This is a genomic window from Hymenobacter cavernae, from assembly GCF_014641455.1.
Classification (GTDB): domain Bacteria; phylum Bacteroidota; class Bacteroidia; order Cytophagales; family Hymenobacteraceae; genus Hymenobacter; species Hymenobacter cavernae.
Window position 1 is genome coordinate 34,341 of sequence record NZ_BMHT01000009.1, and the last position, 19,048, is coordinate 53,388.

16 protein-coding genes are annotated in these 19,048 nt (G+C 54.4%); 11 read left to right on the forward strand and 5 right to left on the reverse strand.

Annotated elements, in window-relative coordinates:
• Window positions 1-151: 151 nt before the first annotated feature.
• Both IEX74_RS20695 and porX read right to left on the reverse strand, forming a co-directional pair.
• Window positions 152-583 carry a LytR/AlgR family response regulator transcription factor gene (locus IEX74_RS20695; protein WP_188815950.1) on the reverse strand — a complete coding sequence of 144 codons (432 nt, stop codon included), beginning with the start codon at window positions 581-583 and terminating at the stop codon, window positions 152-154.
• Between the two features lie 310 nt (window positions 584-893).
• A complete protein-coding gene (gene porX, locus IEX74_RS20700) occupies window positions 894-2,465 on the reverse strand; it encodes a T9SS response regulator signal transducer PorX (protein WP_188815951.1) in 1,572 nt (523 codons plus the stop codon).
• A gap of 167 nt (window positions 2,466-2,632) precedes the next feature.
• Between porX and IEX74_RS20705 the strand changes: the two genes are divergently transcribed.
• The 7 genes from IEX74_RS20705 (at window position 2,633) to IEX74_RS20735 (ending at window position 9,256) form a co-directional block, all read left to right on the forward strand.
• Window positions 2,633-2,920: a four helix bundle protein gene (locus IEX74_RS20705; RefSeq protein ID WP_188815952.1), complete on the forward strand. Its 288-nt coding sequence runs from the start codon at window positions 2,633-2,635 to the stop codon at window positions 2,918-2,920.
• A gap of 197 nt (window positions 2,921-3,117) precedes the next feature.
• The gene (locus IEX74_RS20710; RefSeq protein WP_188815953.1) at window positions 3,118-4,347 is read left to right on the forward strand and encodes an HD domain-containing protein; all 1,230 of its coding nucleotides are present in this window, start codon (window positions 3,118-3,120) and stop codon (window positions 4,345-4,347) included.
• Between the two features lie 196 nt (window positions 4,348-4,543).
• Window positions 4,544-5,584 carry a UDP-3-O-(3-hydroxymyristoyl)glucosamine N-acyltransferase gene (lpxD, locus tag IEX74_RS20715; protein ID WP_188815954.1) on the forward strand — a complete coding sequence of 347 codons (1,041 nt, stop codon included), beginning with the start codon at window positions 4,544-4,546 and terminating at the stop codon, window positions 5,582-5,584.
• Between the two features lie 137 nt (window positions 5,585-5,721).
• Entirely contained in the window at window positions 5,722-7,116 is a 1,395-nt protein-coding gene (locus tag IEX74_RS20720) for a bifunctional UDP-3-O-[3-hydroxymyristoyl] N-acetylglucosamine deacetylase/3-hydroxyacyl-ACP dehydratase (RefSeq protein WP_188815955.1), read from the forward strand.
• 118 nt (window positions 7,117-7,234) lie between these two features.
• A complete protein-coding gene (gene lpxA / locus IEX74_RS20725; RefSeq protein WP_188815956.1) occupies window positions 7,235-8,032 on the forward strand; it encodes an acyl-ACP--UDP-N-acetylglucosamine O-acyltransferase in 798 nt (265 codons plus the stop codon).
• Window positions 8,032-8,664 carry an ABC transporter ATP-binding protein gene (locus tag IEX74_RS20730; RefSeq protein WP_188815957.1) on the forward strand — a complete coding sequence of 211 codons (633 nt, stop codon included), beginning with the start codon at window positions 8,032-8,034 and terminating at the stop codon, window positions 8,662-8,664. The genes lpxA and IEX74_RS20730 overlap by 1 nt, the downstream gene beginning before the upstream one ends.
• Before the next feature lie 226 nt (window positions 8,665-8,890).
• Entirely contained in the window at window positions 8,891-9,256 is a 366-nt protein-coding gene (locus IEX74_RS20735) for a hypothetical protein (protein ID WP_188815958.1), read from the forward strand.
• A gap of 156 nt (window positions 9,257-9,412) precedes the next feature.
• Here the strand turns inward: IEX74_RS20735 and IEX74_RS20740 are convergent, their stop codons facing one another.
• Complete coding sequence (locus IEX74_RS20740; protein WP_188815959.1) at window positions 9,413-10,171, reverse strand: DUF4197 domain-containing protein; 759 nt, start codon at window positions 10,169-10,171, stop codon at window positions 9,413-9,415.
• Window positions 10,172-10,371: 200 nt separating this feature from the next.
• On the opposite strand from IEX74_RS20740, the gene IEX74_RS20745 reads away from it, so the two are divergent.
• Window positions 10,372-12,660: a GH92 family glycosyl hydrolase gene (locus IEX74_RS20745; protein ID WP_188815960.1), complete on the forward strand. Its 2,289-nt coding sequence runs from the start codon at window positions 10,372-10,374 to the stop codon at window positions 12,658-12,660.
• A gap of 114 nt (window positions 12,661-12,774) precedes the next feature.
• On the opposite strand, the gene IEX74_RS20750 is transcribed toward IEX74_RS20745, so the two are convergent.
• Window positions 12,775-13,626 (reverse strand): DUF4197 domain-containing protein, encoded by an 852-nt coding sequence (locus tag IEX74_RS20750; protein ID WP_188815961.1) that lies wholly within the window; start codon window positions 13,624-13,626, stop codon window positions 12,775-12,777.
• 96 nt (window positions 13,627-13,722) lie between these two features.
• Between IEX74_RS20750 and IEX74_RS20755 the strand changes: the two genes are divergently transcribed.
• From IEX74_RS20755 to IEX74_RS20765, 3 genes are all read left to right on the forward strand, one after another.
• The gene (locus IEX74_RS20755) at window positions 13,723-14,985 is read left to right on the forward strand and encodes a competence/damage-inducible protein A (RefSeq protein ID WP_188815962.1); all 1,263 of its coding nucleotides are present in this window, start codon (window positions 13,723-13,725) and stop codon (window positions 14,983-14,985) included.
• Window positions 14,986-15,132: 147 nt separating this feature from the next.
• Window positions 15,133-16,587, forward strand: a complete 1,455-nt coding sequence (locus tag IEX74_RS20760) for a dihydrolipoamide acetyltransferase family protein (protein ID WP_188815963.1) — start codon at window positions 15,133-15,135, stop codon at window positions 16,585-16,587.
• Window positions 16,588-16,626: 39 nt separating this feature from the next.
• Complete coding sequence (locus IEX74_RS20765) at window positions 16,627-16,842, forward strand: hypothetical protein (protein ID WP_188815964.1); 216 nt, start codon at window positions 16,627-16,629, stop codon at window positions 16,840-16,842.
• Window positions 16,843-16,929: 87 nt separating this feature from the next.
• Here the strand turns inward: IEX74_RS20765 and IEX74_RS20770 are convergent, their stop codons facing one another.
• Window positions 16,930-19,041 carry a S9 family peptidase gene (locus IEX74_RS20770; RefSeq protein ID WP_188815965.1) on the reverse strand — a complete coding sequence of 704 codons (2,112 nt, stop codon included), beginning with the start codon at window positions 19,039-19,041 and terminating at the stop codon, window positions 16,930-16,932.
• Window positions 19,042-19,048: the final 7 nt, after the last annotated feature.

Genomic DNA, 19,048 nt, shown 5'->3' on the forward strand with positions numbered 1-19,048 from the left:
GAAAGCCGGCTTTCTTTTTACTAAACTCAACTGTTGCGAAGTATATTTACCGCTACTGATCAGCTTAGAAATATTATATACAATCAATAATTTATTTTACCTGCTCACACTTGTTGCCATTATCTGTTTCCGGAGAATGGCAACTTAGAGGTTAGCGGTGCGGGCTCGCCGCGAGGTGTACGATGTTAGTGCCCGAGTTAAGACGCTCGAACACTCGCTCTACAGCGCGGCAGAAGCAAGTATAGTCGAAGGGCTTAACGAGGTAGTCTGTCACACGTAACTCAAAAGCATCGCTCCCGAAGTTTTCGTGCGCGGTAGTCAGGACAACCTGCGGAGCTTCCGGAAGTAAACGAAGCATGTCAAGCCCGTTTAAATCAGGCATTTCCACATCCAAAAACAGCAAGTCGACGCGGCGCCCCATGCTGAAAAAGTCCAGTCCCTCAACGCTGCCAGCCAAAGAAGCCACGAGTTGCAGGGAGCTATTCATTTCGATATAGTGCTCCAGCGTCAGCCGGTTTATCTCATTATCATCCAGGATAGCACAGGTTAGAATTTGTGAGGGTGTACCGATTTCGGGATACATAGAAAAGAATATAATGAAGGTTTCTTACTCAAAAGATTTACGATCCAACTAAGCTTATCGGATTGATCATAGAAATCGACCAAAGAGGCCTACGTTGGTATTGTGCAAATCTAGTTTAAAACATATTAAATTCTAAATACTATTCTATGAATTAAGTTAAATCCTCGTTCAATCACCTAAAAACTACGAGCGATTATTAGATAGATACAATACATGAAAATAGTTGTTGCATAAGCGTACAAGTGCTTAGCCTAGTATTAATAAAAAAGGCCGATCATAGGACCGGCCTTTTTCACTAACCTAGCGTAGGCTAGGCGCCTTTCGGAGTGAGCGTAATAAATGGGATGATACATTCCTCCAGCGAGATACCGCCGTGCTGGAATGTGTCCTTGTAGTAGTTCACGTAGTAGTTGTAGTTGTTGGGGTAGGCGAAGAAGTAGTCGCCGATGGTGAAGACGTAGGCAGTGCTCACATTTTCACGGGGCAGAAAGATGCGCTCGGGCTTGCGCACGGTGTACACGTCGCGCGAGTCATCGAAACCCAGGTTCTTGCCGTGCTTGTAGCGCAGGTTCGTATTGGTGTTCCGGTCGCCCACGATTTTGTAGGGCCGCTTCACGCGGATGGTGCCGTGGTCGGTCGTGATGATGAGCTTGCCTTTTTTCTCGGCAATCTGCTGCAGCATCTCATACAAGGGCGAGTGCAGGAACCACGAGCGGGTAAGCGAACGGTAAGCCGATTCGTCGGCGGCCAGCTCCCGAATCATGGCCATGTCGGTGCGGGCATGCGAGAGCATGTCCACAAAGTTGTAGACGATGACGTTGAGCTTGTAGTTGTTGTGCAGGTTGCTCATCTTGCCCAGCAAATCCTTGCCCGCCTGCAAGTTAGTCACCTTGTTGTAGCTGTATTTCTGCTTCTGGCTAGCCTTCTGGAACATGATTTCGAGAAACTCCTGCTCGTGCAGGTTTTTGCCCTCGTCGTCGTCGTCGTTCACCCACAGGTTCGGGTACTTCTTCTGAATCTCGCCGGGCATCATGCCCGAAAAGATAGCATTACGCGCGTACGCCGTGGTAGTAGGCAGGATTGAGTAGTACATCTCCTCCTGATCTACGGTAAACAGCTCAGCGATAATTGGTTCTAGAATCTTCCACTGGTCGTAGCGCAGGTTGTCGATGAGCACGAAGTACACGGGCGTATCGCCGGTGGCTTTCAGCAGCGGGAACACGCGCTCTTTGAAGAGCTGGTGCGACATGAGTGGCGCATCTTTGTCGTCGCCGTTCACCCAGTCTTCGTAGTTCTCGGTGATGAAGCGCCCGAAGTAGGTATTGGCCTCGTCCTTCTGCATGTTGAAGACGTCGGCCATACTTTTGCCTTCGGTCTCATCAATTTCCAACTCCCAAAATACCAGTTTCTTATACACATCAGCCCACTCACTCGGGCTGAGCCGGTCGCCGAGCTGCATACCTAGCTGCCGGAAGTCGCGCTGGTAGCCGCTGTTGGTTTTCTCACTTACTAAGCGCTTGTTATCCAACACCTTCTTCACCGAAAGCAGAATCTGGTTCGGATTAACGGGCTTGATGAGGTAGTCAGCAATCTTGGAGCCGATGGCTTCTTCCATGATGTGCTCTTCCTCGCTCTTGGTAATCATGATCACCGGCGTGGTCGGGCGGGCCGCTTTGATTTCCGTGAGCGTTTCCAGGCCAGTCAGGCCGGGCATATTCTCGTCCAAAAATACGAGGTCATAGTTCTGTTCGCCGACTTGCTCGATGGCGTCGGCTCCGGAATTTACGCCGGTTACGTCGTAGCCTTTTTCTTTCAGGAACAGAATATGGGGTTTGAGCAGATCGATTTCATCATCGGCCCAAAGGATGCTGTAGCGTTGCATAATGGAGGTTGGGGTCTTAGGGTCTTGGGGTCTTGGTTTTATCGACTGGCCCAAGCCTATCTGAACAATGTAATGCAGCCGTAAAGCCACTAGCTTTACCGCAAAACGAGCAAATAAGATACAATCTTGTGCTCAGCTATAGCTAGCATACATCATTTAGGAACTTTATGTTTGATTTTCGTAAACTGCGAATTTGGCAAGAAGGGCAGGAACTGACGTTTGCGATTTACCGAATCACGCGTGACTTTCCGAAAGACGAACTATTTGGTTTAACCAGTCAGATGCGCCGGTCGGCGTCTTCGGTGCCGCATAATATTGCGGAAGGCTGCGGCCGCCAGTCGGCCCGCGATTTATTGCGATTCCTTACTATTGTGATGGGTTCAGCCAGCGAACTAGCTTCTCAGCTACTCTTAGCACAAGGATTGAACTATCTGACAGCCGATGCAGCTGCATAGTTGATAACTGACGTTGAACGGCTTCGCCGAATGCTCACGGCCTACTATCAAAAGGTAAAAGCTAATTTGCCCGACAATCGCGCTATGTAAGCTGGTTTTATTATAGCCAAGTTATAGTCAACGACTTTCCTGGGATATTCGGGCTACCGGTCTGCTCATCCAAGACCCCAAGACCCTAGGTTCCCAAGACCCTACGAATGAACAAAAAGAAAATATTTAACGATCCAGTCTACGGCTTCGTCACCATCCCGACCGAGTTGCTCTTCGACCTGATCGAGCATCCTTACTTTCAGCGGCTGCGGCGCATTCAGCAGCTAGGTCTGACGGGGTTTGTGTATCCGGGGGCGCTGCACACGCGCTTCCATCATGCGCTTGGCGCTATGCACCTGATGAGCACGGCGTTGCGCACGCTCAAAGACAAACACGTCAAGATTTCGGCGGCCGAAGGCCAGGCGGCACTGGCGGCCATTTTGCTTCATGATGTTGGGCACGGGCCGCTTTCGCACGCGCTGGAAACCGCCATTTTTCACGAAGTGCCGCACGAGCGGCTGTCGTTGCAGCTCATGCAACGGCTTAACCAGCAGCATCATGGCGCGCTCGACCTAGCTATTGAAATCTTTCAGGGCAGCTACCAACGCCCATTTTTTCACCAGCTTGTGAGCAGCCAGCTCGATATGGACCGGCTCGATTACCTGAACCGTGACTCTTTCTATACTGGCGTGCAGGAAGGTCGACCCGGCGCCGACCGCCTGATTAAGATGCTGACAGTGGTGAATGAGCGACTGGTGCTGGAAGAAAAAGCCATTTACAGTGTTGAGAATTTTCTGGTGAGTCGGCGCCTGATGTACTGGCAAGTGTATCTGCATAAGACTGTTACGAGCGCCGAGCAGATGATTATCCGCATCGTGCAGCGTGCCCGCGACCTGACCCGCGCCGGCCACAAAGTCCCGGCCTCTCCCGATCTGCACTTCTTTTTATCTAAGCCTGTCAGCATCAAAGATTTCGAGCAAGACGAGAGTATTCTGCAACGCTTCGTGCAGCTCGACGACTACGACATCTGGGGCGCCGTAAAAATGTGGGCTGGTCACCCGGATAGAGTGCTCAGCTATATGTCGCGCTGCATCCTGGATCGGCACCTATTCAAAATCACGCTACAAAGTGAACCCGTAGACGAGGACCTGAAGCTAGGAGTCGTGGAACTGATCAGCGAGAAGTTTGGCCTGCCTCTGGAAGAAGCCAAACTCCTGATGCTCAGCGGCCGCATCAGCAACAACGCCTACGATACGCACGACGAAACCATCGACGTGCTGACCAAGCGCGGCCACGTCGTGAACGTTGCGGAAGCTTCGGACTTGCCCAACATCCGCGCCCTCAGCAAGCGCGTCGAAAAGTACTACATCTGCTATCCCAAAGAGATTATTCAGTAGTTTCTTAGGGCTGGCACCTAGGTTTTGGCCGTTAGCGTTTAGCACATGATTTTGAGGGCTGAGACCTAGGTAGCACGTCTGGTTCTGCTCGTGCAGAATGCTTGAAAACCTTAGTCCTCAGCAATTACCATCCAAGCACTAGGCACCAAGCGCCAGTCACTAAAATCAAAGCACCAAATTTCTCTACTTTTGCCCGATGGAATTTACGGTAGGTCAGATTGCGGAAGTGCTCCGCGGTGAGGTCGAAGGCGACGCGACACAGCGGGTCGATCGACTGGCAAAGATTGAAGAAGCGCGGGCCGGTTCGCTTACTTTTCTGGCCAACCTGAAGTACGAGCCGCATCTTTATGATACGGGCGCTACGGCCGTCATTGTAAGCCGCAGCCTAGTACTCCGCCAGCCCGTGCAAGCGGCGCTCATCCGCGTCGATGATCCTTACTCCAGCTTTACTACGCTGCTGGAGTTCTATCAACAGAGCAGCCGCACGGGGCGGCGCGGCGTAGAGGAGCCGGCGCACCTAGGTCCCGGCACCCAAATAGGTGATAATCACTACCGTGGCGCTTTCTCCTACATCGGCGAAAACTGCCGTATCGGCCAAAACGTGCTCATCTTTCCGCACGCCTACATCGGCGACCGGTGCACCATCGGCGACGACACCATCATCTACGCCGGGGCCAAGCTCTACGCCGATACAGTGGTTGGCGCACGCTGCACCATTCACGCCGGCGCCGTGCTAGGCTCCGAAGGCTTTGGCTTTGCGCCGCAGCCCGATGGCTCCTATCGGGCTATTCCGCAGACCGGCAACGTGGTGCTCGAAGATAATGTGCGCATTGGCGCTAATACGACCATCGACTGCGCTACAATGGGCTCCACTATCATCCGCGAAGGCGCTAAAATTGACAACTTGGTTCAGATTGCGCACAACGTAGAAATAGGTCGTCACACCGTCGTTGCCGCGCAAACCGGCATCTCGGGCTCCACCAAAATCGGCGACTTCTGCGTGCTGGCCGGACAAACCGGGCTAGCCGGACACCTGACCCTAGCTAATCGCACGACCGTAACGGCGCAGTCGGGTGTGGGCAAATCCATCAAGGAAGAAGGCGTGTTCTTACAAGGCTCTCCTGCCTTCAATCTGCGCGACAGTCTGCGGGCAAATGCCATCTTCCGGCACTTGCCTGATCTGGAGCGGCGCCTCAGTCAATTAGAGCGCAGCCGGACCGAACCGGAAAAGCCCTAGCTTTGCGCTGGTAAAAAGCTGTTGGCTGTTAGCGCTTCGCTGCTAGCCTCCTGTTTTTGTTCTTCACTTTCGCTCCGATTTAGATTTAGAGTTTAACCGTCAGCTACTAGCAAGCAGCTAAGAGCTAACAGCTTCTAATGAACGATAAGCAACACACGATTAAGGCCCCGGTGACCGTCAGCGGCATTGGCCTGCACACCGGCGCTCAGGCCACGATGACTTTTTGCCCGGCCCCTATTAATCACGGCTATAAGTTTCAGCGCATCGATTTGCCCGGTCAGCCCTTGGTTGATGCCGACGTGGACAACGTAGTAGACCTCTCGCGCGGTACTACCATCGAGCAAAACGGCGCCCGCATCAATACGGTGGAGCACACGCTGGCGGCGCTGGTCGGCTTGCAGATTGATAATGTGCTGATTCAGCTGGATGGCCCGGAGCCGCCCATCATGGATGGCTCCTCCTACGAGTTTATTAAGCCGTTGCAGGAAGTAGGTCTGGAGGAACAGAACGCGCTCCGCAACTACTTCGAGATTCCCGACGAAATTCGCTTTGTGGATAATGCGCGCGCCGTGGAACTTGCGGCGTTGCCGCTCAACGATTACCGGCTCACGGTGATGGTTGACTACAACTCGCCGGTGCTAGGTTCACAACACGCGTCTCTGACTGATATATCGCAGTTTGCGAATGAAATAGCATCATCCCGTACATTTTGCTTTCTGCATGAGCTGGAAATGCTCTACAAGCAAAACCTCATCAAGGGCGGCGACTTGAGCAATGCTATCGTAGTCGTTGACCGCGTGGTGACCGACGAGGAACTGACGGACTTGGCGAACATGCTCGGCAAGCCCAAAGTAGCCGTCAAGAAGGAAGGCATTCTGAACAACGTGGACCTGCGCCACAAAAACGAGCCGGCGCGCCATAAACTACTCGATCTGGTAGGCGACCTAGCCCTGGTAGGTCGGCCGCTGAAAGGCCAGATTCTGGCGGCCCGCCCTGGGCACGCGGCCAACGTTGCCTTCGCCAAGCGCATCAAGAAGAAGATGATGGAGGCAAATGCCAGCGCCGTGCCGACCTACGATCCGTCGCGCACGCCGGTGATGGACATCAACCAGATTGCCGCCACACTGCCGCACCGCTACCCGTTTCTGCTCATCGACAAAATCATTCACCTCGATGCCAACACGGTGACGGGCGTGAAAAACGTGACGATGAACGAGCAATTTTTCCTGGGTCACTTCCCCGGCAACCCCGTAATGCCAGGCGTGATTCAGATTGAAGCAATGGCACAAACCGGTGGTATTCTGGTGCTTAACTCTGTCCCCGACCCCGAAAACTACTGGACCTACTTCATGGGCATCGAAAGCTGCCGCTTTCGTCGCATGGTCAAGCCGGGCGACACCATTATCTTCCGCTGCCAATTGCTGGCACCCATCAAGCGAGGCATCGCCAAAATGAGCGGCAAAGCCTACGTGAATGGCAAAGTGGTAATGGAGGCGGAAATGTCGGCCAGCATCGTTCGGAAAAATGCCTAGCTTTTCAGTTAACAATTAACATTTATCATCTAACAATGCCGCAACTACCTTTGACGTTGAATTGCGACTATTTAGATGGGGTTGATAATTGTTAAATGGTAATTGATAATTAAAAATAATGAACCAGCCGCTCGCCTATATTCACCCCGAAGCCAAAATCGCCCAAAACGTAGTGGTGGAGCCCTTTACCACGATCGATAAGGACGTAGAAATCGGGGAAGGCACCTGGATTGGGCCTAACGTGACCATCATGTCAGGCGCCCGCATCGGCAAGAATTGTAAGATATTCCCCGGCGCTGTGATTTCGGCCATTCCGCAGGATTTGAAGTTCGCGGGTGAAGTTACGACGGCACACATCGGGGATAATACCGTTGTCCGTGAGTGTGTTACCATCAATCGCGGCACGGTAGATCGGCAGCGAACCATTATCGGCGCGAATTGTCTGCTCATGGCCTACGTGCACGTCGCCCACGACTGCATCATTGGCAACAACTGCATTTTGGCAAACGCTGTGCAGGTAGCCGGTCACGTTGAAATCGGCGATTGGGCCATTGTGTCGGGTACTTCGGCCGTACATCAGTTCGTGAAAATCGGGGCGCACGCCATGGTTTCGGGCGGGTCGCTGGTGCGCAAGGATGTACCGCCTTTCGTGAAGGCCGGGCGCGAGCCGCTAGCATACGCTGGCATCAACTCCATCGGGCTGCGTCGCCGTACCTTCTCCGACCAGAAGATCGCCGAGATTCAGCAGCTCTACCGTCTGTTGTTTATGAGCGGCCTGAACACCAACGATGCGCTGGAGAAAATCGAGCTTGATCTACTCCCCTCTCCCGAGCGCGATGAGGTAGTAAACTTCATCCGCAACTCGGGTCGCGGCATCATCAAGGGCTACTCGCGCAATAGCACTAGTCTGGACTAATGCAGATTACGGCGGCCGGTTTGAGCAAGCGCTTTCACCGCGACTGGATTTTTCGGGACCTGACGCACACGTTCGAGCCCGGCACTGCTACGGCTATCTTAGGTCCTAACGGCTCCGGCAAGAGTACGCTCCTGAATACACTCTCCGGGCAGCTGCTGGCCACTGAGGGCACTCTTACCTACACGTATCAGGGCCAGCTGGTGGCGGTGGAAGAAGTACCGCAGCTGCTGGCTTACTGCGCCCCGTATTTGGAACTGATTGAGGAGCTTACGCTAACGGAGTTATTGCAATTTCATACCCGCTTCAAGCCGCTACGTGCAGGCCTCACCAACGAAGGTCTGATTGAGCGCATGTACCTAGAGAAGTCACGCCACAAGCTGGTGCGCGACTTCTCCTCCGGCATGAAGCAGCGCCTGAAGCTAGGTCTGGCGCTTTATGCCGCGGCTCCGCTCCTGCTGCTGGATGAGCCCACCACCAACCTCGACCGCACCGGCGTAGAATGGTACCGGGAGCATGTGCGCGCCACGGCACTAGGCCGCCTTGTGCTTATTAGTTCCAACGTAGCCGAAGAATACGACTTCTGTTCGACGCACCTGGACGTGACTAGCTTTGGAGTTAAGCCGACGCGCTAAGCTAGCTGACCGGCACACATTGGTAGCTCAATCTGCGAAATCTCAGCCGTAAGCTTCTTACTGAACCAACGACTACCTAGGTCGCAACAAACACCTTCCAGAGCTAAACAGTAGGCTTTTTCGCCGTAAAAATCCGGTTTCGAGCCGAACGCAGAACCTGTTCCTGCCGTATCTTCGCTCCGGTAACCACACCTGATTCTTCACTATTACCCGCCCTCACCCGGCCATGAGACAATACGACGACCTCGACGACGATTTCCTCGATGACGATGACGACCTGGACACCTTCGCCAAGAAAGGCGGCGGCAAGGCCATTGGAAGCCCCGAAGATCGGCTAAGCGCCAAATACGCGGACTACCTGATGTGGCGCGATACCGGCTCCTCCCACGATGAAGCCCTGGACCTAGCTAGCATGACCGAAGAGGAATACACGGCCGCTGAGGCTGCGGAAGACCCGGATGGCAGCGGTTTCGCCAGCCTTGATGACGATGAAGACGATGATTTCGGCGACGATGAAGACGATGACAGCTACGGCAGCCACCGAACCGGTCGGGGCCGCAGCACGCGCTACAACGAAGACGACGATTTTTAATTTGCTGATTCTTGATGTGCTGGTGTGCTGATCATTCTGACAGCATCTAATGCAAAGGCCCCGCTCGACTACGTCGAGCGGGGCCTTTTTTGCACCTAGGTTCACCGTTTAACTATCAGCATACCAGCACATCAAGAAATCAGCACATCAGCAAACCTAGCTTTTGCCAAACACGCGCTTGAGCAGATCGGTGGTGCGGGCTACGGGATTTTCGCGGATGTTCGCTTCTTCCTGGGCCACCAGTGTAAATAGCCCATCGATGGCTTTGCCGGTGGCATAGTCGTTCAGGTCAGTGTTGACGGGCGTCACGAGCGGAATCTTGTTGTAGCGCGTGGTCAGGTCGGTGTAGTAGCGCGTGGCGCTTACTTTATCCAACGACTGCTGAATGATCGGTTTAAAAGCCGTCGTGAGTTGCGTGGTGGTGGTGCGCTTCAGGTAGCTGGTAGCGGCGTCCTTTTCGCCGGTCAGAATACCCCACACATCTTTGAAGGTCAGGCTCTTGATAGCGGCCAGAAAGATCGGCTTGGCGCTCTTAGCCGCATCTTCCGCGCCGCGGTTCAGCGATAGCTCAAACTTATCGACCTGGGCACCTAGGCCTAGGGTACGCAGCGTAGTAGCGACGCGCTGCGCGTCGGACGGAAAAGGAATGCGGATGAGCTTATTCAGGTAAAAGCCATCCGTTTTGGAGGCTTGGTCAGTGCCTTTGCTAATCCCCTGAATCAGTGCTTCTTTCAGGCCGTTAGCAGCGTCTGTCTGGCTGACGCCGTTGGCCGTTGTTCTGGTGGAAGTAGTGGTGGTTTTAGGAAGTTGGGTTTTCAGGATTTCTCCAAGCTTACCCAACTTAATCTGTGCAGAAGCCGTGAAACTCAGCCCCATGAGAGCAACCAGCAACACGGAATAGCGAGTCTTTTTCATAATACAAAATGGGAATATCCGAAGGTTGAAAAGGCCTTTATGGAGTTGTAAAGACATAAATCGGACCAAACCAGCCGGCTTAGTACTGCCCCAACTCAACGGTCGTAAATGCGGGTTCGTGCCTTTTGCTATTTCCATTCCTCAAGAAATTTCTCCTAGTTGGAATGTCGCTTCGCGGATCTTCACCTTCATCCCAACGCATGTTTAGACATCTTACAGTTCTGGTAGCGTTTACCGCTCTGTGCGTTACGAACCTAGCCTTCGCCCAGAAACCTGACCCGGTGATGTGGGTGAACCCGCTCATGGGCACCGATTCCAAACCTAGCTTGTCCAATGGCAACACCTACCCGGCTATTGCACTGCCCTGGGGCATGAACTTCTGGATGCCTCAAACCGGCAAGATGGGCAGCGGCTGGGCTTACACCTACAGTGCCGATAAAATTCGGGGTTTCAAGCAAACGCACCAGCCTTCGCCCTGGATGAACGACTACGGCCAGTTTGCGCTTATGCCCATCACAGGCAAGCTGCGGTTCGAGGAAGATGAGCGGGCCAGTTGGTTTTCGCACAAAGCTGAAACAGCCACGCCCTATTACTACAGTGTGTACCTGGCCGACCACGACGTAGTAACGGAAATTACGCCAACTGAGCGAGCCGCCCGTTTTCGCTTCACCTTCCCCCAGACCGATAGCGCCTACGTGGTGCTCGACGCCCTCGATAAAGGCTCGTATGTGAAGCTGCTGCCACAGGAAAACAAAATTATAGGCTACACCACCAAGAACCGGGGCGGCGTTCCGCAGAATTTTAAAAACTACTTCGTCATTCAGTTCGACCGGCCGTTTACGAGCACCACGATTTACCACGATAGCACGCTTACGAGCAGCATTATGGAGTTCAAAGCGGATCATGTAGGCGTGCTCGTTGGCTTCCAGACGCGCAAGGGTGAGCAGGTGAATGCGCGCGTGGCATCGTCCTTTATCAGCCCCGAGCAGGCGGAGCTAAACCTAGGAGAGATTGGCAACGATGACTTCGAGGCGGTGAAGCAAAAGGCCAAAGCTGCCTGGAACCAGCAACTCAGCCGTATTCAGGTGGAGGGCGGCTCCGAGGACCAGATGCGAACGTTTTATTCGTGCTTATACCGCTCACTCTTGTTTCCGCGCAAGTTTTATGAGCTGGATGCGCAAGGGCAGGCAGTGCACTACAGCCCGTATAATGGCCAAGTGCTGCCGGGCTACCTCTACACCGATACTGGTTTTTGGGATACGTTTCGGGCGTTGTTTCCTTTTCTGAACCTGATGTATCCGAGCGTAAACGCCCAGATTCAGGCGGGTTTGGTGAATGCTTATAAAGAAGGCGGCTGGCTGCCCGAGTGGGCTAGCCCCGGCTACCGCGACGTGATGGTGGGCAACAACTCCGCCTCGGTAGTGGCTGACGCTTACCTGAAAGGCGGCCGTGGCTACGACATCAATACGCTGTACGAAGCCTTGGTCCACGGCGCTAACAACGCCGGCCCGCTGGAAGCAGTGGGTCGCGCCGGGGTGCAGTACTACAACAAGCTAGGTTACGTGCCTTATGATGTGAAGCTCAACGAAAACGCGGCTCGCACCCTGGAATACGCCTACGATGACTTCACCATTTATCAGTTGGCGAAAGCGCTGAACCGGCCCAAGAAGGAGATTGATCTATACGCCAAGCGCAGCCAGAACTACCGCAACCTGTTCGACAAGCAAACCGGCTTGATGCGCGGCAAAAACCAGAACGGGCAGTTTCAGTCACCTTTCAACCCGTTCAAATGGGGCGACGCCTTCACCGAGGGTAATAATTGGCATTACACCTGGTCGGTGTTTCATGATGTGCAAGGTTTGATGGATTTGATGGGCGGTCCGAAGCCGTTTGTGGCGGCCTTGGACACGGTATTTACCCTAGCTCCCGTGTTTGATGCTTCCTACTACGGCTCCGTCATTCACGAAATCCGGGAGATGCAGATTGCGCACATGGGCAACTATGCGCACGGCAACCAGCCCATTCAGCACATGATCTATCTCTACAACTACGCCGGCCAGCCGTGGAAAGCGCAATATTGGGTGCGCGAAGCCATGAAACGTCTCTACCTGCCCACCCCCGACGGCTACTGCGGCGACGAAGACAACGGCCAAACCTCAGCGTGGTACGTCTTCTCCGCCCTAGGTTTCTACCCGGTTTGCCCCGGCACGGATCAGTATGTGCTGGGGGCTCCACTGTTTAAAAAGGCGACTCTGCACTTAGAAAATGGCAAAGAAATAATTCTGCAAGCGGCGAATAATAGTGATGAGAATCGCTACATCCGCCGCGCTACTTTTAACGGCCAGCCCTACGACCAGAACTGGCTAAGCCACAAAGCCCTGATGCAAGGTGCTACACTGGATTTTGATATGGCCGCTACCCCAAATACAGGCCGCGGTATGCAAGCCGAGGCAGCACCTTACTCCTTCTCGAAACCGCGCAAGCGCTAGCTAGCACTAATCTGCATAACGAGCTAGCGTTTTGAATGAAGGTTAAAGCAAAGAAGCCTCAACTGTAGAGTTGAGGCTTCTTTGCTTTAACCTAGCTTTTAATTTAAGATAGCTTTATTTACCAAATACACGCTTGAGTATGTCGCTGCCGGCAGCGGCTGGATTGGCCCGGATGCTGCCTTCTTTGGCGGCAATCAGGGTAAACAGGCCGTCTACTGTCTTCTCCGTGGCATAGGGTTCCAGCTGTTTGTTGAGCGGCGTCACCATCGGAATCTTGTTGTACTTGGCGGCCATTTCGGCGTATAGCTTGGTAGCGCCGGTTTGCTGCAACGACTGCTGAATAATGGGCTGCAAGGCCGTTTTCAGCTGCTCGGCCGTCTTATCGTACAGATATGTGGTGGCGGCATCATCGTCTTTGCTCGTTATAATACCCATAGCGTCGGCAAAGCTCAGGTTTTGCACCGCGTTCAGAAAGATGGGCTTGGCCTGCACCGAGGCAGCCTCAGCACTGCGGTTCAGAGCTACTTCAAAATTGTCAACCAGCGCGCCCATCTTGAGCTTGCGCAGCGTAGCTGCTACCATCTCGGCTTCAGGTGGAAATGGAATGCGGATATCAGCGTTACCATTGAAACCATCGGCCTGGCTGGCCTGCTCGACGCTGCTCGTCACGCTTTGCACGAGTGTTTCCTTCATGCCGCTGGAGGCTTCCGCATCGGTGAGGGGCGCTTTCACGACGGGAGCCGGGGCAGGTGCGGGCGTAGCGGCTTTGGTGGTTGTTTTGGCCGTAGTAGTCGTTTTAGCAGTCGTTTTGGCGGCTGGCTTAGCGGTCGTTTTCGCCTTCGTGGTGGTCGTTTTTGCCTTTGTAGTCGTGGCTTTTTTGGTGGTCGTTTTCGCCTGTGCGGAGGCGACGTGGCTACCGGCCAACCCAATGACGATGGCTACTGTAAGGGTACGAAATACGTTCATAAGCGAAAAGACAAAAACCTGACGGCCCCTGTGGCGGTCTTACGAGTCGTGCCCACAAATTGCGCCAATTCTCCCAGCCTTCCTAACCTCAACTATATGCCCCTGCTTCCTGATGTTGAAATCATGACTATTGGCGACGAGCTGCTCTATGGGCAGGTCATCGACACCAACTCTGCCTTTATGGGGCAGGAGTTGGCTAAAATTGGACTGCGCGTGCGGCAGATCAGCAGCGTTTCTGATCGTGCCGATGAAATCGTGACGGCCCTCGACCTAGCCCGGCAGCGCGCCCAGGTAGTGCTTATCACCGGTGGCCTAGGTCCGACCAAAGACGACCTGACCAAGCATGTGCTAGCCCGATACTTCCGCAGTGAGCTGGTGATGCACGAGCCTACATTGCGCCACGTTGAGGGCATTTTTGCGCGCTTCAACCGGCCGATGCTCGACGTGAACCGCCAGCAGGCGCTGGTTCCGTCTAACTGCGAAGTGGTATTCAACGCGGTAGGCACGGCGCCGGGGATGTGGTTTGAGGATCAGGGTACCGTGTTTGTATCGATGCCGGGCGTGCCGTTCGAGATGAAGCGCATGATGACGGATATCGTGCTGCCGAAGCTTCAGGCTCACTTCCATACTCCCGCCATCGAGCACCTGGTAGTACAGACGGCCGGCATTGGCGAATCATTTCTGGCTGAGCAGATTGCGGATTGGGAAAATGCTTTGCCGCCAAATGTGAAGCTAGCTTACCTTCCCTCCCTGGGCAACGTGCGCCTGCGCCTGACCGGCACCGATGATGGCCAACCCAATCTGCGTGGCCGCATGGAGGCGTTGCTCCCCGAACTCCGCGCACGTGTTGGCGAGTACATTTTTGCCGAAGAAGATATTCCGCTGGAAGCCGCCGTGGGCCGCCTGCTTGCCGCCCGCAACCTGACCATCGGCACGGCCGAAAGCTGCACGGGTGGCTTTCTGGCCCACAAGCTTACGAGCGTGGCGGGCAGCTCGCGTTATTTTATGGGCAGCGTAGTAGCATATTCCAACGACATAAAAATTAAGGAGCTAGGTGTGAAGCCCGAAACCCTAGCTGCTTATGGCGCCGTGAGCGAAGCCACGGTACGCGAAATGGCCGAAGGTGCCCGCCAGCGCCTAGGTGTGGACGTAGCCTTAGCAACCAGCGGCATTGCCGGCCCCGATGGCGGCACGCCCGATAAACCGGTGGGCACCATCTGCATTGCCTACGCCGACCAGCACCAGACCGTCAGCCGGCAGTTTTTATTTAACCGCGGCCGGCAAATAAACGTCGAATACACCACCACCGCCGTACTGAACCTGCTGCGCCTGAGTTTGCCGCCGCTCAAGGAAAGCTAGGTTTTGTTTTACTGCTTCCCGGCGGCAGCGCTCTTCAGGAGGACGGCCAAAACAACGAACGGCAACAACGGGCGCTTTCCTATTACCTTTGCCCGAAATCCTCGACCCCCACCCAATTAACAATTCAACCCAACCCCCAATAACTGCATGGCACGAGTGGAAATGGTGATGCCCAAAATGGGCGAAAGCATTATGGAAGGCACCATTCTGAAATGGCTCAAACAAGTAGGTGATGCTATTGAGCAAGATGAATCGGTGCTGGAAGTAGCTACTGACAAGGTAGATACCGAAGTACCCGCCATTCATGCCGGTGTTTTGCAGGAGATTCTGGCGCAGGAAGGCCAGGTAGTGGCCGTAGGCGCCCCCATCGCCATTGTAGAAACCGAAGTGGCTGCGGCGCAGGCCTCAACGTCGCAGGCGCCGGCAGCACCGGAATCTGCTGAGCCCGAAGCAGAAGAAGTGGCTGCTGTGCCTTACCTCCCGGCTGCAAGCAATGCCCAGCCAGCCGTAGCGTCATCGACCCACTCCGCTCAGCCTGGCCGCTTTTACTCACCGCTCGTTCTGAATATTGCGCGCCAAGAAGGCATCTCGCTGGCGGAGTTAGAGCAGATTCCGGGCACTGGTCAGGACAATCGCGTAACCAAGAAGGACATTCTGACCTACGTAACGGACGGCAGGAAACCCGTGAATCAAGCAGTAGCGCCTGCAGCAGCTACGCCACCAACCGCGCCTGAACCGGTAGCGCCTAAGCCTGCTGCGCAGCCGAGCACTCCCGAGCCGAAAGCTGCTCCGGCACCCGAATCTACCCCTGCTCCGGCTACCGAAGTACCTGCTTCAGCCTCAAAACCCGCTAGCGCTCCGGCACCTGGCAAGCCTGCTCCATCAGTAAGCGGCAACGATGAGCTGATCGAGATGGATCGGATGCGCAAGCTGATTGCGCAGCGCATGGTCGATTCCAAGCGCATTTCGCCACACGTTACTTCGTTCGTGGAAGCCGATGTGACGGAGATTGTAAACTGGCGCAACAAGCACAAAGACGCCTACAAGAAGCGCGAGGGTGAAAACCTGACCTTCACGCCGATTCTGGTACAAGCTATTGCACGCGCCATCAAGGATTTCCCCAACATCAACGTGTCGATCGAGGGCGACTACATCATTAAGAAGCGCGACATCAACATTGGCCTGGCTGTAGCGCTGCCTTCCGGCAACCTCATTGTGCCTGTCATTCACAAAGCGGATGAACTGAATCTCAACGGCTTGAGCAAGCGCGTGAACGACTTGGCTAACCGGGCCCGCCTGAATAAGCTGAAGCCCGAAGACCTGGAAGGCGGCACCTACACGGTGTCCAATGTCGGCTCATTTGGCAACGTAATGGGTACGCCCATCATCATGCAGCCGCAAGTAGCCATCATGGCCCTAGGTGCCATCAAGAAAAAGCCCGCCGTGATTGAGACGCCACAGGGCGATTTGATTGGCATTCGGCACTTTATGTTCCTGTCGCACTCTTATGACCACCGGGTGGTTGATGGTTCGCTGGGCGGCATGTTCGTACGCAAAGTAGCCGACTACCTGGAGCAGTTCGATCCGAATACCACGATTTAAGCAATGGTGCAGACTAGTCTCTGCGCCTGCTATTACCGCATGAAAAACCTTCTTTTTCTCCTAGCACTGCTGATTTCGCTGGGCACCATTCTCTACCTGTACCGTCAGCTCTCGACTACGGAGAAAGCCTTAGAGCTAGCCGAAAAGCGTTTTGCCGATTGTGAGCAGGTAACATTTCAGTTGCAAATGCAGAACCGTGGCAATACGCCCCGCGGCCGCCGGAGCGTAGCTACTGATACGCTATCTGGTGAGTAACGACCTAGGTCAGATAGGCAAAGAAAAAGCCCCGTCAAACGACGGGGCTTTTTCTTTGCCTATGGCTGTGTACGCAGCACAGCTAGCTTACGAGTTCAAACCGAGTAGCATCAGCATAAAGGCGTACTGCCGGGCCGTGTCATTGATGGATTTGAAGCGGCCGGAGGCACCACCGTGGCCAGCAGCCATATCCGTGTGTAGCAACAATAGGTTGTTGTCCGTCTTCATCGTACGCAGCTTGGCCACCCACTTGGCTGGCTCGAAGTACTGCACCTGCGAGTCGTGCAGGCCAGTGGTAACGAGCATGTTGGGATACGCTTGCTTTTTCACGTTGTCGTAGGGCGAGTACGAGAGCATGTAGTCGTAGTACTGCTTCTGATTGGGGTTGCCCCACTGATCGTACTCGCTGGTAGTCAACGGAATGCTTTCGTCGAGCATGGTCGTTACCACGTCCACGAACGGCACAGCGGCAATAACGCCTTTGTAGAGGTCAGGGCGCATGTTTACCACGGCGCCCATCAGCAGGCCACCGGCGCTACCGCCCATGGCGAACAACTTAGCGGGCGAAGTATACTTCTCCTTGATCAGGTATTCCGAACAATCAATGAAGTCGGTGAAGCTGTTGATTTTGTGCAGCATACGACCGTCCTCGAACCACTGCCGGCCCATTTCCTGCCCGCCACGGATGTGGCAGAGCACGTAGGCGAAGCCCCGGTCGAGCAGGCTCAGGCGCGCGGCGCTGAAGGTCGGGTCTTGCGAGTAGCCGTAGGAGCCGTACGCGTACTGCAACACCGGCGCGTTGCCGTCCTTCTTGAAGCCTTTCTTGTAAACAATGGCAATCGGCACCATGGCGCCGTCGCGGGCTTTCACGAAGGTGCGCTCCGTTACGTAATCTTCTTTCTTGAAGCCACCTAGCACCTCCTGCTGCTTGCGCAAGGTACTCTTGTGGGTGTTCATGTCGTAGTCGTAGGTGGAGGGCGGCGTGGTGAACGAGGTGTACACGTAACGTAGCACCGGCGTGTCAAATTCAGCATTAGCCCCGAACGTGGCCATGTAAGCCGGCTCGTCGAACTTGAGGTAATGCTCCTGTTTGCTCTTCCAGTTGATAACGCGCATTTGGAACAAGCCATTCTTGCGCTCATTCACCACCAGGAAATCGCGGAACAAGTCACAATCGTTGATGAACGCATCTTTGCGAGCCGGAATAACATCTTTCCAGGCAGCTTTGGCTGTGTTGCTCACTGGGACCGACATCAGGCGATAGTTTGGCGCCTGCCAGTTGGTACGCACGTAGAAGTTGTCGCCCATGTGCTCGACGTAATAAAGATGCTCCTTCTCGCGGGGTAGGAACGTCTTGAACTCACCCGCTGGGTTAGCGGCATCGAGGTACCGCGTCTCATTAGAAAGGGAGCTGGTCAGCACCACGTAGATGTACTTCTTGGATTTCGAGCGCGCTACATTCAGGTTAAAGGTGTTATCCTTCTCCTCGTAAATGAGCTTGTCTTGCTTCGGGTCGGTACCTAGGGTGTGGCGATAAAGCTGGTACGGCAGCAGCGTCGTTACGTCCTTTTTGGCGTAGAACACCGTCTTGTTGTCGGCGGCCCACACGGCGTTGCCACTGGTATTCGGAATGGCTTCGGGGTAAACCTTGCCGGCCTTCAAATCCTTGAAACGCAGCGTGTACAGGCGACGGCTCACGGTATCAGCACCATAGGCCATAACCTGGTTGTTGTCGCTTACGTCGTAGCTGGCAATCTGGAAGTAGGTCTTGCCTTTGCCCATTACGTTGGCGTTGAGCAGCACTTCTTCCGGTGCTTTCAGGTCGCCTTTCTTGCGGCAATAAATCGGGTATTCGCCGCCCGTCTCGTAGCGGGTGTAGTAGAAGTAGCCGTTGTCGCGGTACGGCACCGACTCGTCCTGCTCCTTAATGCGGCCTTTGATTTCGTTGAAAACCTTGCCTTCAATAGCTTTTGCAGGCGCCATTTTCTGGTCGAAATAGGCGTTTTCAGCGTCCAGATACTTGATTACTTCCGGGTTTTCACGCTCGTTGAGCCAGTAGTAGTTGTCGGTGCGCGTATGACCTAGGGTGGTCAGTTGCTTAGGTTTGATGGTAGCCACGGGCGGGTTGCCCTGCTGTGCCTGCGCTGAGCCAAGGGCTAGTACGCTGGCGCTTACCAACAAAGGGTTGAGTTTCTTCATGTGTGTT

Excerpts from the sequence above, each read along its gene's own strand:
- IEX74_RS20695 (WP_188815950.1), bottom strand. The coding sequence starts at position 583 with ATGTATCCCGAAATCGGTACACCCTCACAAATTCTAACCTGTGCTATC.
- porX (WP_188815951.1), bottom strand. The coding sequence starts at position 2,465 with ATGCAACGCTACAGCATCCTTTGGGCCGATGATGAAATCGATCTGCTC.
- IEX74_RS20705 (WP_188815952.1), top strand. The coding sequence starts at position 2,633 with ATGTTTGATTTTCGTAAACTGCGAATTTGGCAAGAAGGGCAGGAACTG.
- IEX74_RS20710 (WP_188815953.1), top strand. The coding sequence starts at position 3,118 with ATGAACAAAAAGAAAATATTTAACGATCCAGTCTACGGCTTCGTCACC.
- lpxD (WP_188815954.1), top strand. The coding sequence starts at position 4,544 with ATGGAATTTACGGTAGGTCAGATTGCGGAAGTGCTCCGCGGTGAGGTC.
- IEX74_RS20720 (WP_188815955.1), top strand. The coding sequence starts at position 5,722 with ATGAACGATAAGCAACACACGATTAAGGCCCCGGTGACCGTCAGCGGC.
- lpxA (WP_188815956.1), top strand. The coding sequence starts at position 7,235 with ATGAACCAGCCGCTCGCCTATATTCACCCCGAAGCCAAAATCGCCCAA.
- IEX74_RS20730 (WP_188815957.1), top strand. The coding sequence starts at position 8,032 with ATGCAGATTACGGCGGCCGGTTTGAGCAAGCGCTTTCACCGCGACTGG.
- IEX74_RS20735 (WP_188815958.1), top strand. The coding sequence starts at position 8,891 with ATGAGACAATACGACGACCTCGACGACGATTTCCTCGATGACGATGAC.
- IEX74_RS20740 (WP_188815959.1), bottom strand. The coding sequence starts at position 10,171 with ATGAAAAAGACTCGCTATTCCGTGTTGCTGGTTGCTCTCATGGGGCTG.
- IEX74_RS20745 (WP_188815960.1), top strand. The coding sequence starts at position 10,372 with ATGTTTAGACATCTTACAGTTCTGGTAGCGTTTACCGCTCTGTGCGTT.
- IEX74_RS20750 (WP_188815961.1), bottom strand. The coding sequence starts at position 13,626 with ATGAACGTATTTCGTACCCTTACAGTAGCCATCGTCATTGGGTTGGCC.
- IEX74_RS20755 (WP_188815962.1), top strand. The coding sequence starts at position 13,723 with ATGCCCCTGCTTCCTGATGTTGAAATCATGACTATTGGCGACGAGCTG.
- IEX74_RS20760 (WP_188815963.1), top strand. The coding sequence starts at position 15,133 with ATGGCACGAGTGGAAATGGTGATGCCCAAAATGGGCGAAAGCATTATG.
- IEX74_RS20765 (WP_188815964.1), top strand. The coding sequence starts at position 16,627 with ATGAAAAACCTTCTTTTTCTCCTAGCACTGCTGATTTCGCTGGGCACC.
- IEX74_RS20770 (WP_188815965.1), bottom strand. The coding sequence starts at position 19,041 with ATGAAGAAACTCAACCCTTTGTTGGTAAGCGCCAGCGTACTAGCCCTT.